Source organism: Nonomuraea sp. NPDC049152 (assembly GCF_040648355.1).
GTDB lineage: Bacteria > Actinomycetota > Actinomycetes > Streptosporangiales > Streptosporangiaceae > Nonomuraea.
In genome coordinates, this window is record NZ_JBEZDO010000005.1 from 412996 (window position 1) to 427064 (window position 14069).

Genomic DNA, 14069 nt, shown 5'->3' on the forward strand with positions numbered 1-14069 from the left:
CGGAGGGTAAGGGATTCGAACCCTTGAGGCCATCGCTGACCTGGCCGCTTTCAAGGCGGCTGCACTCGTCCACTATGCGAACCCTCCAGTGCGCACACCACCTTAGCGGCTAACGCTCGTCGCGGCAGGGGTGTACCTTCGGGAGAAGGCTCCTACGCGGGAGGCAACCCCGTTGGCAGAACTCAATGTCGAGGTGGAGCGCTCCTCAGGGGCTGCGGTGGTGCGACTGGAGGGTGACCTCGACAAGCTCACCGCATCGATCCTTGACGAGCGCCTCTCGCAGCTACTCGCAGAGGGCGTCCTCACGTTCGTGGTGGACGCCTCAGCGCTGGCGTTCTGCGATTCCAGCGGCCTGTGGGTGCTGATCGAGCACCTGCGCCACGTGCGGGAGCGCGGCGGCAGCCTGCGCCTCACGGGGGTTCACGGCGTACTACGGCGGGTACTCGAGGTGACCGGGCTCAACGCCGCCTTCCCCTGAGCATTCCGTGCCGTTGTGGTCGGCCGTCAAGAAGGAGAAGCACCAGCTGACGGAGTACACCGCGCCCGGCGCCACCAGGCCGCTGTACGCCGACTTCCTCGACGAGGCGGGCAGCCACCCCGCCGCGCCCCTCTACCGGGTCGCGGGCGAGCTCTGGTCGCAGGTGGCCCGCGACCCCTCCCCCGAGCTGGTACGGCAGGCGGCGCAGGTCGAGGAGGAGGCCGCCGAGCTACTCGTACGGTTCTGAGGGCGCCTCCACCGGCTCGACGTCGGAGGCGGCGAGCTCGGCGTAGATGACGCCGGTGGCGTTCTCGTCGATCTCGACCGGCACCCACGTCCCCGTGACCTGGACCCAGGTGTCCGGCTCGGGCGGCGGGGCGTCACGCACGATCACCTTCAGCGCGTAGGCGTCGGCGGCGCAGCAGGCCAGCTGCATCCTCGTGACGTACCACTGGCCTTTCTTCTTGGCGGGCGTGACGAACCCGGTCAGCTTGACCGGCTTGTCCTTGAGGGTCCGGCTGGAGTCGCTGAAGACCCTGCCGATGAACTCGCTCATCGGCATCTCGGCGGGGCGGTCGCCCTCCAGCGGCGCGTAGGCGTCGAGCGCCTGGGGCGCGGGCGGTGGAGGGGCGTCCGACCTGGCGGCGGCGAAGGAGCCGAGCGCGGGCGGCGCGATCAGGAAGACGGCGAACACCGGCAGGCACAGCAGCCAGGCCACCTTGGGCCCGTGATGGTGGTGTCCGGTGGAGGCGGCCCTGCGGATCAGGCCGAGCAGCCCGATCACGAAGATCACCAAGCCTGCCGCGACGAGGAAGGGTCTGAACCCCGGCTTGACGTAGTTGACGTAGGTCGTGGAGAACGCCGAGATCCGCAGCAGCGCGCCGCCGAGCAGCATCAGGACCAGGTTCTGCGACATCCGGCTCACAGCAGGATCCATCCGACGAGGACGCTGGCGGCGATCGCGAGCACCAGCGTGACGGGCACGAACCTGACCGCGAACGCCTTACCGAACGTGCCGGCCTGCAGCGCGATCAGCTTGAGGTCGACCATCGGCCCGACCACCATGAAGGCCAGCTTGGCGGTGGGCGAGAAGGCCGACAGCGAGGCGGCCACGAACGCGTCGGCCTCCGAGCAGATCGACAGCAGCACGGCGAGGCCCGCCAGCACCAGCACCGACAGCCACGGCACGTCCGCCACCGCGGTCAGCCACTCGCGTGGCACGGCGACGTTCAGCGTGGCGGCGGCCAGGCCGCCGACGATGAGGAATCCGCCCGCGTGCAGCAGGTCGTGGCGCATGGCCTCCAGGAACGAGCCGTGGTGGTGACTCCTGTTGCGCAGCCACTCGGTCCTGCCGAACCGCAGCCACAGCCAGCCCACGCACACCGCCGCCACCAGGGACGCGGCGAAGCGGGCCAGCACCATCAGCGGCTGGCCGGGGAAGGCGACCGCGGTGGCGACCAGCACGACCGGGTTGATCGCGGGCGAGGACAGCAGGAACGCCAGCGCCGCGGCGGGCGTGACCCCTCTCTTGATCAGCCCGGACGCCACGGGCACCGAGGCGCACTCGCAGCCGGGCAGCACCGCCCCCGCCAGGCCCGCCACCGGCACCGCGACCGCGGGCCGCTCGGGCAGCGCCCTGGTCCAGAAGCCCTCGGGCACGAAGGCCGCGATCGCCGCCGACAGCGCCACCCCGAACACCAGGAACGGCAGCGCCTGCACGCAGATCGCCACGAAGATCGTGGCCCAGGTCTGCAGCCCTGGATCGGTCAGGCGGGGCGCGAGCAGGAACCTGCCGGCGAGCAGGACGGCGATGACGCCGAGGAAGAGCCACGGCACCTGACTGCCGGAGCGTGGTCTGCCCCATTCGTCAGGCGGGATCTCGAGCGTCCTGGGGACGGACATGGACACATGGTGTCAGCTCAGAGCCGGTCCAGAAGCCACTTCGGCCCTCTCACCAGCGCGCCGAGCCGGGTGACCCGCTCTTTCAACTCCTTGTCCGCCGTGACGACGAGCGCGCGTTCCCAGGGCTTCGCCTGCCGTACGAGGTCGACGATCGCGTCGTCGCCGTTGCCGTCCGCCTCGACGACCGCGATGCCCTCGACGGGCGGCACGCCGCGGGCGGCGCCCTCCACGACCGCGACCACGTCGGGGGACCACTCGATGAGCACCGGGTGCGGCAGGCGCGCCCCCGCCGCCTCGGCCAGCAGCCTGGCCGCCGCCCCCTTGCGGTCCTTCCACCAGCCGTGCTCGGCCCGCGCGCCCACGATGTTGGCGATGTCGAGGATCACCAGACCGGGCCGCAGGAGGTCCTGGATCTCCGGCCACGTCTCGGCGAACCCCGGGTGCAGCTTCTTCTCGGCGATCTCCGGGATCGTGAGCCAGCGCAGCCGCTTGCTCTCCGCGTTCCCCGGTACGGCGGGCAGCAGCCTCGCGGCCTCGGCGATCACCGTGTCGTACGTCCAGCCGCCGTGGTCGTCGCGATAGACGTCGCGCACGCGCAGCCCGTCCCCCGACAGCGCCGCCTCCTCATGGGCCTCGCGCAGCGCGGCGTGGACCGGGCCCTCATGGCTGTCGCGCGCTCCGCCCGGCAGGCCCCAGGTGCCGCCGTGGTGGCTCCACACGCTCCGTTCCTGCATCAGCACTCGCGCGACGCCGTCGTCGTCCCGGTGGACGGCGAGCAGGCCCGCCGCGCCGTACAGACCCCAGTGCCTGTGTCCCCGCTCGCACAGCACCCACCCGTCGCCGTCCTTGACCGCCACCCTGGCCTCCGTTCGCCGTCCTCCAGTCTTACCGGCCCGGTCATGATCGGGCATACTGGCCCGCACCCAGCCCTGGCGAAGGAAGGTCATGACCTCGAGCGTGTCAGCGGTGCCCGTTCGCCCCCTGCGCCCGATCCGGGCCTACGCGACCGCGGCCGTCGTCCTCATCGGGGTGGCCACGATCACGTCCGTCACGGCGCCCTTCGTCGGCGGCGTGGACCGGTCCGAGGCCCTGCTGTGGTCGTCCGGGATCTACGCCATGGCCGGTATCGGCTTCCTGACCTGACTGTTCCGCGCTCGCGCCAACGCCTACGCCTACGCGATCTCCCCTGGCGTCCTCCACACTTACGCCGCCGTGTTCATGGTGTTCGGCTGGATCCTCCCCGTCATCAACCTGTTCGTCCCTAAAGGGATCATCGACGACATCTGGGCCACTTCCCAGCCCGGAGGCCAGCCTCGCGGGAGGGACCTGTTCAGGGTCCGCCGCTCGGGACTGATCTGGGCGTGGTGGCTGACCCTGCTGCTCTCGGGCGGGCTGGTCCTGTGCGCGCGAGGACGTCGCCGAGGGCGAGGAGCGGCGGGCGACCGTACGGCCGCCTGGCGCCGACGAGACCGCGATCCTGCTGGTCCGCGCCGACGCTCCCGTCGGGAGGATGGTCCTGCGCACCGACGACGTCGACCGCGAGCGGCTGCGGGCCGCGGACGTGACGCTCGACGGCTCCGTCTTCCATGATCCTTACGGCAATCGCTGGGAACTTCGCTAGGGGGCACGATGCGGTACGTACGGCTGGGCTCGTCAGGGCTGAAGGTGTCGGCATCGCGCTGACAGGCTGGAGGCGTTCCACCGCCCCCGAGAGCCGTACGGCTACGACTAGAGGTCGGTGATCTCGCCCAGCACGTCGGGCTTGTTGGTGATGATGCCGTCCACCCGATAGGAGATCATCCGGCGCATCACGTCAGGGTCGTCCACGGTCCACGTGAAGACCTCCATGCCGTGGCTGTGGACGCGCCTGACGTAGTCGGCCGTGAGATCGCCGTAGGGCGGGTTGATCTGGCCGGCGAACGTGGCCAGATCGGCCAGGTCCCCCGTCGACGGCGTGCCGAGCAGGCCCACCCGGATCTGCGGCATCGCCCGGTGGAACGTGCGCATCGCGCCCCAGTCGAACGACTGCACGACCAGCCGGCTCGACCACGAGCTGTTACGGCGCAGCTCGTCGGCGACGCGGGACTCGATGCCCGGGTAGAGGCGCGGTGCCTTGACCTCCAGCAGCAGGCCCAGCCCGCTCCCGGTCATCTCCCGCAGTACCTCACCCAGCGTGGGCACCCTTTCGCCCCTGAACCTCCCCGCGAACCACGACCCCGCGTCCAGTCTGCGGATCTCGGCGAGCGTGAAGTCACCGACCCTCCAGGGCGCGCGGCCGGGGAAGAGCCTTTCGACGTTGGTGGTACGGGTCAGAGTGGTGTCGTGCATCAGGACCAGCTCGTGGTCCTTGGTCTCCTGAACGTCGAGCTCGAACAGGTCGGCGTCCTGGTCGTCGGCCAGCTCGAAGGCCGCGATGGTGTTCTCCGGCGCGTAGGCGGACGCACCACGGTGGGCGACGTTGATCGTCGCCGAGTCGGCGGCGGCTGTGGCGGTGGCGACGGGGGCGGTGAGGGTGGCGAGAAAGGTCGCGATGATGAGGCCGAGTCGTCGAAACATGGGTCTCCTCGGGGCCGGGGAGGGGGCCTATGATTCCGAACTTGGCTGACGTTCATGACCATCAGTTGATGGCAGAGTAGCCCCACGATGGCAGCCGGATGAGCAAGCGACACGGCCTCGGACGAGGTTGCCCGCCGAACTCCCGCTGCTCATGTGTCAGGCGGTCAGTGTCGTAGAAGCCGATGTTGTGCGGGTCGGACGATCCCAATCAAGATCGTCGGAAACCAGACGACGATCGCGACAGCCGTGATCTGGAAGCCGTACCACTCGGGAACGCTGGCCAGCCACAAGGTCACCAGCGCGGTGGCCGTGATCACAGCCATGAAGATCCACCCGGGTGGCCTGCCTGACACCTGATCACCATAGCCGTGCAACAGCGCGCTCTGCGGGCTTCGCGTTCAACGGCGACTGAATTGACTCCGCTCGATAACAAATGCGAAGCGGGCCTTTCAAGATCGCATTCGTGCAACTATGTTCCGTTTATCGCGAATACGGGGGTTGTCCGGCTCTACTGCTGATACAGGAGTCTCGCATGCGCAAACGCGCGTATCGGAGCGTACTGGCCGCCGTCACCGCGGCATCGGCCATGGCTCTCCCCCTCGTCTGGGCCGCCCCGGCCAGCGCGGACCCCGACCCCACGGCGTTCAGGAAGAGCATCACCGCACCCATGGTGAAGCGGCACCTGGAGAAGCTGCAGGAGATCGCCAACGCCAACGGCGGCACCCGCGCCTCGGGCACCCCGGGCTTCGACCAGTCGGTGGACTACGTCGCCGGCAAGCTCCGCAAGGCCGGTTACCAGGTCACGCTCCAGGAGTTCGAGTTCCCGTTCTTCCGCGAGCTGGAGAAGCCGGCCCTGGCCAGGACCGCTCCCACGCCCAAGACCTACGTCCCCGCGACGGACTTCGCGACCATGACGTACTCCGGCTCGGGCGACGTCACCGGCACCGTGCAGAGCGTCGACCTGGTCCTCCCGCCGACTCCCGCGCCGAGCTCCACCTCCGGCTGCGAGGCGAGCGACTTCGCCGGGTTCACCGCGGGCAACATAGCCCTTCTCCAGCGCGGCACCTGCACCTTCCAGGTCAAGGCGGAGAACGCGCAGGCGGCGGGCGCCAGCGCCGTCATCATCTTCAACGAGGGCCAGCCCGGCCGCGACGGGTTGCTGACCGGCACCGCCGGCGCCCCCTTCACCATCCCGGTCGTGGGGACGACCTTCGCCGCGGGCAACGAGCTCGCCGCGGCGGGAACCGCTGTCCAGGTCAAGACCAGGACCGAGAGCGACCTGCACCGTAAGACCCGCAACATCATCGCCGAGCACCGCTCCGGCGACGCCAACAAGGTCGTCGCCCTCGGCGCGCATCTCGACAGCGTGGTCGCAGGCCCCGGCATCAACGACAACGGCTCCGGCAGCGCGGCGATCCTGGAGACCGCGCTGAGGCTGGCGCCCCTGCCCACCAAGAACAAGCTCCGCTTCCACTTCTGGGGCGCCGAGGAGCTCGGCCTTCTCGGTTCCGAGCACTACGTGGCCGGCCTCTCCGCCGAGGAGAAGGCCAAGATCAAGCTGTACCTCAACTTCGACATGATCGCCTCGCCGAACTACACCTTCGGCATCTACGACGGTGACAACTCCGACGGTGTCGGCGCCCCGGCAGGCCCGGCCGGCTCCGACAAGATCGAGAAGCTCTTCGAGAAGTACTACACCACCATCGGCAAGCCGTTCGTCGGCACCGACTTCACCGGCCGCTCCGACTACGGCCCCTTCATCGAGGTCGGCATCCCGGCCGGCGGCCTGTTCACCGGCGCCGAGGGCATCAAGACCGAGGCCGAGGCGGCGAAGTTCGGCGGCCAGGCGGGGGTGGCCTACGACAAGTGCTACCACCAGGAGTGCGACTCCATCGCCAACATCAACGATGAGGCCCTGGCGATCAACTCCGGCGCCGTCGCCACCGCCGCGGTGGTCTACGCCTACAGCAAGGAACTGCCCGGCGGCGGAACCCCCGGCTCCACCACCCCCGGCGCCGGTGGCGGCGGTGACGACCACGACCACGACCAGGCGGTGAGCGAGTAACACTTCCTCCGAGCGCAGGCGGCGTTACTGTACTGCCGTTGACCAGGGAGTCCCTTGATCTCAAGGGGCTCCCTGAGTCGTTTCTCGCCTGGGTCACCCGGGGTGTCACGGCGGCAGGACCGCCGTCACTCCGGGCGGACGAGGCGGGTCTCGTAGGCGTAGATCACCGCCTGGACCCGGTCGCGTAGCTCCAGCTTCAGCAGGATCCGGCTGACGTGCGTCTTCACGGTGGCCTCGGCGAGGTGCAGCGCCGCGGCGATCTCGGTGTTGGACAGGCCTCGGGCCAGGTGCACGAGCACCTGCTGCTCGCGCGGGCTGAGCAGGCGCAGCCGCTCGTCGCCCGCCCGGGTCTCCCCGGCGGTGGGGAGTTGGTGCGCGAAGCTTTCCAGCAGGCGGCGGGTGATCCGCGGGGAGACCACCGCATCGCCGGCGGCGACGTTCCTGATCGCCGTGAGCAGTTCCTCGGGGCGGGTGTTCTTGAGCAGGAAGCCGGACGCCCCGGCCTTCAGCCCTGCGAAGGCGTACTCGTCGAGGTCGAAGGTGGTCAGGATGAGCACCTTCGACTGCGGGGACTCCCTGATGATCCGGCGGGTCGCCTCGATTCCGTCGGTGCCGGGCATGCGCACGTCCATCAGGACGACGTCGGGACACAGCTGCCGTGCCAGCCGTACGGCCTCGGCACCGTCTCCCGCTTCGCCGACCAGCTCCATGTCCGACTGGGTTTCGAGGAGCATGCCGAACGCCATGCGCAGCAGCGATTCGTCGTCGACGACCAGGACGCGGCTCGTCACGAGGCGCCGTCCGCGGTCGTGTCGAGATCGAGGCGGGCCGAGACGCGCCAGCCGCCGCCCGGACGCGGACCGGCATGAAGTTTCCCGCCATATGCGGCCGCTCGTGCGCGCATGCCGGGTATGCCGTGTCCAGACGACGGACCGGCGGTCTGTGCGGTACGGCCGTCGTCGGTGACGTCAATGGTGACGGCCTCCGGAGACACGCGCACCCGCACCTCGGCGTGGGTGCCAGGTGGCGCGTGCTTGAGCGTGTTGGTCAAGGCTTCCTGCACCAGCCGGTAGACGGTGAGCTGCGCCGCGGCGGGGACGGGGGCGCAATCGCCTTCCAGGGTGAGGCGGGTCGGCAGCCCGGTGGCGCGTATCTGGTCGGCGAGGGATTCCAGCTGTGCGATGCCGGGCATCGGATGGCGCAGCGCGTCCGGCTCATCGGCCCGCAGAACGCCCAGGCAGCGCCGCATGTCGGTGAGAGCCTGCCGCCCGGTGCCGGAGATCTGCTGGATGGCGGCGCTCGTCTTGTCAGGTGAGCGGTTCTGGGTGTAGACCGCGACGTCGGCGAGCGCCACCATGACCGACAGGTTGTGCGTGACGATGTCGTGCACGTCGCGGGCGATGCGGGTTCTCTCCTCGGCGACCGCGAGCTGCGCCTGCTGCGAGCGCTCGCGCTCCAGATGTAGCGCACGCTCCTGCAACGACGCCAGGTAGGCACGTCTGGTCCGCAGATTCGTACCGGTGGCGGCCGCGGCGGCGGCCATCGCGGTCAGCGCGATGGCCGAGAGGACGAACTGACCGTGGGGTGCCCAGCGCGCGGACGCCAGCAGAATGCCGATTTCGAGGACGGCTCCGGTCAGGAGCGTGCGACGCCAGTCGCAGTGCGCGGCGACCGTGTAGAGGGCGATCAGCAATGCCACGTCGGCGGGCAGTTGGACGCCGACGAGCCACTGGACAAAGGCCACGGCGGCCACCGCGCCGAACACCGCCAGCGGTGCCCTGCGTCGCCATATCAGGGGCAGCAGCAGGCCCACCTGAAGGATCAGCAGCCGCGGCTGGCCCTGAAGGACCTGACCGGGGCCAAGGGTCGCCACGAAGAGCGCGGCCGCCGGCAGCGCGTCGAGCGTCAGGGACGGGAGTCGCACGCCGAACCGCAGCAATGCCTGCACCCGCAACGGCGTGGAGGCGAAGACGGCAGGCCTCACCAGCAGGCCGTCCCGCATCGATCCGCGAGCGAGGAGACGGTGCCGTGCCTGAGGGCGGCACCCAGGTACTCCATGAGGCCAAAATAGTGGACGTACGGCACCCAGCGGAGCTCGCCTGCCCAGGGCCCCGACGCCGAGCCGGCGCGTGGATCCACACCAGATGTGATCACCATGTCGTGCCTGTTCTGATAGGCCGTTTCAACGAGCCCCACGCTAGGCGCCGAACTCGGGCGAGCGCATGAGCCCACCGGCTGAGACCCTCGAGGCGGAACTGCACCTCAGGACGGAACACCGCTACCTCGCGAGTCGCACAGAGGCCCGTGGCGGCGCGGGCTCCTCCTCCGTCCATGCGGGGCGGGCCGCCTCATCCTCCCGGATGATGATCACCTCTTGTCCGTCTGACGTCGCAAAGTCGGATCATCCCCTGGCCGCTAGCGCAGGCGAGCAGCCCGCTGGAAGTCTCCTCAGGCACACACCGACAACCCGTGAGGAGATTGACCGCATGTCGGCTTCCACTCCCGAACCCGGCTCCCGCCGTCGCGGACGGACCATCGCCGGGCTGGGGATCGCCACCGCTCTCGTCACCGCCGCAACGGCACTCACCCCGGCCACCGCGGAATCCGCGACACGCGCCGACACGACGGCCGTGACGGCCACCCCTGTCACGCACGCGGCGAAGATCGGACTGACCCTGCCTGCGCCCACCGGCGGGCAGCCCATCGGCACGGTCGCTCTGCACCTGGTGGACCGGTCACGCCCCGACCCGCTGATGCCTGTCAAGCCCTACCGCGAGCTCATGGTCAGTATCTGGTACCCGGCGACAGGAGCGGCGGGTCTGCCCCCGGCCCCGCACATGTCACGGCTCGCCGCGGCCGACTGGGACAGGAACTCCGCGCCCCAGATGAGTATCAAGCCGGGCGCGGTCGATTGGGCCGCGACGCTGACGCATGCCCGGATCGGCGCCCCGGTGGACAGGAAAGCGGGAGCGTACCCGATCATCTTGTTCGCCTCTGGAGACGGGGGCCCGCGCACGCTCGGCACCGCGCTGGTCGAGGAGCTGGCGAGCCGCGGCTACATCGTGGTCAGCGTCGACCACACCTATGAGGCCGACCAGGTGGAGTTCCCCGGTGGACGGGTCGAACGAGCCCTCCCCCTGCCGGACAAGCTGACCGAGGAGGTCATCGCGGAGTTGCTCAGGAAACATTCCCGGGCTCGTCTCACGGACATGTCGTTCGTCCTCGACCGCCTCGGGGGCCTCTCCCAAGGGCGCAACCCCGACGCGCACGGCACGCCGCTGCCGGCCGGGCTACGGGAATCCCTCAACCTGTCCCGAATCGGGATGCTCGGCCAATCCCTGGCCGGGTCCGTCGCGGCACAACTCGCGCATGACGACCGGCGCGTCGACGCGGGAGTGAACCTCGACGGCGAATACGTCGGACCGATCGCCAGGACCGGGCTCGCCAAGCCCTTCCTGCAGATGGCGTCGGGGTCGAAGACCCGGCAGAGCGAGCCCACGTGGAAGTCCTTCTGGAGCAGGTCGACCGGCTGGAAACGGGAACTGCGCTTCACCGGATCGCAACACGGCTCGTTCACCGACCTGCAGGCGGTTCTCCCCCAACTCGCCGGGAAACTCAAGGACCTTCCGATCACAGAGCTCATCGGAACGATCGATCCGCGGCGTTCCATCGCAGCCCAGCGCGCATACGTCACCGCCTTCTTCGATCAGCACCTGAAGGGACGGCCCACCCACCTGTTCGACGGACCCACCCCGCGCTATCCCGAGGTGAAGCTGGTCCCGTGACCATGGAGGTCGTTCCCGGGCCGCCGACCCGAGCCCCTGCCCAACCGTGCGCCCGCCTTGACGCAGGCCTCCTTCCGCACCCACAGCCATCGTGCCGTCGAAGCTCGTGTCCTACGGCTCGCGCTGCTCTTCGCGTTTGCCGGGTTCGCGAAGAGCAGCGCGGTCGTGCGGCCGCCGTCAGTTGGGAAGAGACTCAGCCTGTGTAGTCGGCGGTATGGCTGTCAGCACCGGTCGGCCATAGATACTTGCCGTTGTCGGCCGTCGAATAGGCTCGGTTGCCGTCCCCCGCACGGGCTTGGATGAGATTGCCGCGCCAGGTGGAGCCGCGGGCCGATCCGCCCCAGATGTTGCCGTACAGGAAGCCGTACAACTGCTCGAGTTCGGCCGAGAAGACGTTACCGGTGACGGTGATGTTGGTGGCATTGTCGTCGACGCCGATGCTCAGGGCGTAACCCCAGCCGGAGACATAGTTGTCCGTGAACGAGATGCGATCGTAGACACCGCTGCCCTGCAGGGCCAGGGCATTGGTGTTGCCCAAAGAGGCCAGAGTGTTGTGGCGAATGATCATGGGGCCGCCATTGCCTTCACTCTGCGGGCCTATGCCGTCGTGGTGATAGACGTCATGTGACGTATCGGCCATGTCATGGATGTAGTTGTTCGTCCAGGTCGACGGGCGTCCGGGGAAGCCCGTCACCATCTGCATACCCGCGTTGCCCCAGATGTCGTTGTGGTCCATGACGACGACGGCTTCCTTCATCGTCGTCGCATACTGCCAGGACTTGTCGAAAGGCGTGCCTGGCTTGGAATGGGATGACGAGACGGTGCCGTCGTTGCCGGGAGGCATCGAGTAGGAGTCGGGCTTGAACGTCGAGTACAGGAACTTGATGTTGTTGTCCGAGTAGATCTGGACGAGATTGTCGTCGGGGTTGGTGCCCTCGAACGAGCAGCCGACGAACGTGAGATTGTCGCCGAAGATATATACCTTCAGAGCCAGGAAGCGCTTGAAGGAGATGACGCTGTTATCCGGGTACCTGAGTGTCAATGGTTTGCCGGCACTCATATTCGACGCATAGTCGGTGAGGTGGCCCGGGTATGCGCCCAAGCCCAGACCGCCGGCATTGGCCGGAGTGTTGGCATAGCCGGTGTTCGAGAAGTCCGGCCAATATCCGGAGCCGTCGTTGGGCCGTGCCTCGACAGCCGAGACGCTAGCGGCCGACGCGCGCGCATGGGACTCGGCGTTGGCGGCGACACCTGCGGTGAGGACGGACGCGACGAACGCCAGCGCGGCAGCGGCGGAGACGCAACTCCGGATGATCGTGCGGTTGACTGGAAAACGGCGGCGCTTGTACAGGGCTCTGCGAAGTAATGTCTTGATGTTATTCTCCAGTGCCGTCGATATATAATTTCATGACGTCAGGCCGACGAAATCGTCTGGTTATTATTTCAACCAAATTTTCGCGCGATTCGAGAGAGGGCCACATGTGGAACGGGACGTTATCAATCTTCACCAGGGCCGTCAATATTCATGTTTGGCGATTAGTCAATCACGCATGGTAATGAAAGGAGTGGCAAGGACTTTCCATGATGAATTCCGGATGACCCGCCGGATCGTGTGCTACCCTCGCGATCTTCTCGGTCGCCTGGACAGCCACCACTCCGGCGCCGGGTAGCAGCGGCGTACGCTCGGTAAGGCGAGCCGGCAGCGATTCCGGGCGGCACCCGCGCCTTGGACGGGCTGAATCTCGATCGGGGTACATGACGCCAGCGCGAAGCCGCCCGGGATGACGAAGCGATCTGGAACAGCGCCCATGGTCCAGAAACGTTCGGCTCCGAAGACTGGTGAGCGGATGCCCGTACCCCAGAAAAGCAGGGCACAACGAGGGCACGTCAGAGCGCGAAACCGCCGGAGAAGCCGAGAGACAGCGAGGTGCCGAACCGCAGGTCAGCGGCTGTCCGGCGACATCGTCGCAGGTATCAGCGGCCGTTCTTGCTGAAGTGCTGGTAGTCCTTGGTGCCGGACCAGTCGCCGCCCCATCCCCAGCCCACGGCCGCGAAGGCGCGCACCACCCGGTCGCCGGAGTTGATCACGCCGCGCCCCTTCAGCGGCCGCTCGGCGAACTTGCGGGCGTTCGGGTGGGCCGTGGAGCCGGACGCGGTGACGTAAGGGTTCTCGCGGGGATTCAGGTCGACGGCCTCACCGAAGGCGTGGTTGGACCAGTTGCTCGACCCCGTGGCGCGGCGGCAGTTGAACGCCGAGGTGTTGTCGGCGTCGATCGAGTCATAGTCGCTGCCCTTGAAGACGTCGATCGGTTCCATGCGCTTGATCGGGTACCGCATGCCGTACAGCTTCTTGAAGACGGTGACGATGTCGTCGGTGACGGTGGAGCGGACCACGAGTTCGCCGGTGTGGGCGCGGTTGTCGAAGCCCCAGTAGGTCATGGTGACCAGGCGCAGGTCCTTGTAGTGGACGGGGCAGCCGGGCTTCCACGAGTGGGGGAGCCGGCCGGGGTCCAGTTTGCTCACCTTGGACTGGAAGGCGGGCGGGTCGGTCGGAGACGGCGACGGAGTGGGCGTGGCGGCGGGGGTGGAGGCCGGTGAGGGGGTGGAGGCGGGCGCCCGGTCTGACGTGTCGGCGGCCGACGCGACGGGAGCGGGGTTACCGCCGCATGCGGTGACCAGCAACGATACGGCTACGAGGACGCATTTCACCTTTTCCAAGGTAGCGCCTTCACGGTACGACCAGAACGGTGCGCTGGGCGTGCCGTACGAGGCCTCGGGACACCGAGGTGTGCCAGGGCGAGCGGGAGCGGCCCACGACGATGGCGTCCGCCATGTGGGTGGAGGCGAGCGACTCCAGCTCCCTGGCCGCGTCGCCGCGCACGCTCACGAAGCGCCATGGCACGCCGAGGTGGCTCATCTCCTCACGGAGGTCCTCGATGAGGTCCTCGGCGGGGTCGGGAATGATCGGCGACCCCGCGAAGAACCACAGCGTGGCACTGTTGAGGCATTCGACGAAGGCGACCAGCAGGCTGGCCCCGTCGCGTCTGGCGAGCCCCGCGGCGTACGCCAGGGCGTTGCGGCTCGGGTCGGTGCCGTCGTAGCCGACGACCAGCAGGCCCGCGCCGTCTTTTCCTATCTCGAAGCGGCCTCGGGGAGCCGGTTCGACAGCGGTTCCACGGCACGCTCTTAGCTTGTTCTTTATCGTCCAGATTGTTGTGCTGAGCGGCGGGTTGATCGTTTCGCGGACAGCAAGACGGCCTTGAGTGATCATGTGCGGTGTCGA

Annotated in this window: 14 protein-coding genes, 1 tRNA gene and 1 pseudogene; 6 read left to right on the forward strand and 10 right to left on the reverse strand. The window is 68.2% G+C overall.

Going from position 1 to position 14069, the window contains the following annotated elements; genetic code table 11:
• Positions 1 to 87 (reverse strand) — tRNA-Ser (locus AB0B45_RS13175).
• Between the two features lie 85 nt (positions 88 to 172).
• Between AB0B45_RS13175 and AB0B45_RS13180 the strand changes: the two genes are divergently transcribed.
• Positions 173 to 478, forward strand: a complete 306-nt coding sequence (locus tag AB0B45_RS13180) for an STAS domain-containing protein (RefSeq protein WP_358129381.1) — start codon at positions 173 to 175, stop codon at positions 476 to 478.
• 7 nt (positions 479 to 485) lie between these two features.
• Complete coding sequence (locus AB0B45_RS13185; RefSeq protein ID WP_358129382.1) at positions 486 to 725, forward strand: hypothetical protein; 240 nt, start codon at positions 486 to 488, stop codon at positions 723 to 725.
• On the opposite strand, the gene AB0B45_RS13190 is transcribed toward AB0B45_RS13185, so the two are convergent.
• The 3 genes from AB0B45_RS13190 to AB0B45_RS13200 are packed head-to-tail and all read right to left on the reverse strand — an operon-like array spanning position 708 to position 3327.
• Positions 708 to 1394 carry a TIGR03943 family protein gene (locus AB0B45_RS13190; protein ID WP_358129433.1) on the reverse strand — a complete coding sequence of 229 codons (687 nt, stop codon included), beginning with the start codon at positions 1392 to 1394 and terminating at the stop codon, positions 708 to 710. The genes AB0B45_RS13185 and AB0B45_RS13190 overlap by 18 nt on opposite strands.
• A 5-nt stretch (positions 1395 to 1399) precedes the next feature.
• On the reverse strand, positions 1400 to 2380 hold the full coding sequence (locus tag AB0B45_RS13195; RefSeq protein WP_358129384.1) for a permease: 981 nt from the start codon (positions 2378 to 2380) through the stop codon (positions 1400 to 1402).
• 17 nt (positions 2381 to 2397) lie between these two features.
• Entirely contained in the window at positions 2398 to 3327 is a 930-nt protein-coding gene (locus tag AB0B45_RS13200) for an NUDIX domain-containing protein (protein WP_358129387.1), read from the reverse strand.
• 19 nt (positions 3328 to 3346) lie between these two features.
• Here AB0B45_RS13200 and AB0B45_RS13205 point away from each other — a divergent pair, with 19 nt between their 5' ends.
• Positions 3347 to 3523, forward strand: a complete 177-nt coding sequence (locus tag AB0B45_RS13205) for a hypothetical protein (RefSeq protein WP_358129390.1) — start codon at positions 3347 to 3349, stop codon at positions 3521 to 3523.
• Positions 3524 to 3784: pseudogene (locus tag AB0B45_RS13210) on the forward strand (DUF4328 domain-containing protein); the annotation flags it as partial.
• Positions 3785 to 4108: 324 nt separating this feature from the next.
• Here the strand turns inward: AB0B45_RS13210 and AB0B45_RS13215 are convergent.
• Positions 4109 to 4936 carry a glycerophosphodiester phosphodiesterase family protein gene (locus AB0B45_RS13215; protein WP_358129392.1) on the reverse strand — a complete coding sequence of 276 codons (828 nt, stop codon included), beginning with the start codon at positions 4934 to 4936 and terminating at the stop codon, positions 4109 to 4111.
• 532 nt (positions 4937 to 5468) lie between these two features.
• On the opposite strand from AB0B45_RS13215, the gene AB0B45_RS13220 reads away from it, so the two are divergent.
• Positions 5469 to 7001, forward strand: coding sequence for a M28 family metallopeptidase (locus tag AB0B45_RS13220; RefSeq protein WP_358129395.1), 1533 nt, complete (start codon positions 5469 to 5471; stop codon positions 6999 to 7001).
• A gap of 125 nt (positions 7002 to 7126) precedes the next feature.
• On the opposite strand, the gene AB0B45_RS13225 is transcribed toward AB0B45_RS13220, so the two are convergent.
• A complete protein-coding gene (locus AB0B45_RS13225) occupies positions 7127 to 7792 on the reverse strand; it encodes a response regulator transcription factor (protein ID WP_358129396.1) in 666 nt (221 codons plus the stop codon).
• Complete coding sequence (locus AB0B45_RS13230; RefSeq protein WP_358129435.1) at positions 7789 to 8949, reverse strand: sensor histidine kinase; 1161 nt, start codon at positions 8947 to 8949, stop codon at positions 7789 to 7791. The genes AB0B45_RS13225 and AB0B45_RS13230 overlap by 4 nt, the downstream gene beginning before the upstream one ends.
• A 538-nt stretch (positions 8950 to 9487) precedes the next feature.
• On the opposite strand from AB0B45_RS13230, the gene AB0B45_RS13235 reads away from it, so the two are divergent.
• Positions 9488 to 10786, forward strand: coding sequence for a lipase (locus tag AB0B45_RS13235; protein WP_358129398.1), 1299 nt, complete (start codon positions 9488 to 9490; stop codon positions 10784 to 10786).
• A 193-nt stretch (positions 10787 to 10979) separates the two neighbouring features.
• On the opposite strand, the gene AB0B45_RS13240 is transcribed toward AB0B45_RS13235, so the two are convergent.
• From AB0B45_RS13240 to AB0B45_RS13250, 3 genes are all read right to left on the reverse strand, one after another.
• A complete protein-coding gene (locus AB0B45_RS13240; RefSeq protein WP_358129399.1) occupies positions 10980 to 11846 on the reverse strand; it encodes a hypothetical protein in 867 nt (288 codons plus the stop codon).
• A 914-nt stretch (positions 11847 to 12760) separates the two neighbouring features.
• Entirely contained in the window at positions 12761 to 13495 is a 735-nt protein-coding gene (locus AB0B45_RS13245) for a M15 family metallopeptidase (RefSeq protein ID WP_358129401.1), read from the reverse strand.
• Between the two features lie 19 nt (positions 13496 to 13514).
• On the reverse strand, positions 13515 to 14069 hold a 555-nt coding region (locus AB0B45_RS13250; RefSeq protein WP_358129403.1), incomplete at its 5' end, for a universal stress protein.

Bases quoted from the DNA above. Each gene is read 5' to 3' on its own strand.
- AB0B45_RS13190 (WP_358129433.1), bottom strand. From the start codon at position 1,394: ATGTCGCAGAACCTGGTCCTGATGCTGCTCGGCGGCGCGCTGCTGCGG.
- AB0B45_RS13195 (WP_358129384.1), bottom strand. From the start codon at position 2,380: ATGTCCGTCCCCAGGACGCTCGAGATCCCGCCTGACGAATGGGGCAGA.
- AB0B45_RS13200 (WP_358129387.1), bottom strand. From the start codon at position 3,327: ATGACCTTCCTTCGCCAGGGCTGGGTGCGGGCCAGTATGCCCGATCAT.
- AB0B45_RS13215 (WP_358129392.1), bottom strand. From the start codon at position 4,936: ATGTTTCGACGACTCGGCCTCATCATCGCGACCTTTCTCGCCACCCTC.
- AB0B45_RS13220 (WP_358129395.1), top strand. From the start codon at position 5,469: ATGCGCAAACGCGCGTATCGGAGCGTACTGGCCGCCGTCACCGCGGCA.
- AB0B45_RS13235 (WP_358129398.1), top strand. From the start codon at position 9,488: ATGTCGGCTTCCACTCCCGAACCCGGCTCCCGCCGTCGCGGACGGACC.
- AB0B45_RS13240 (WP_358129399.1), bottom strand. From the start codon at position 11,846: ATGAGTGCCGGCAAACCATTGACACTCAGGTACCCGGATAACAGCGTC.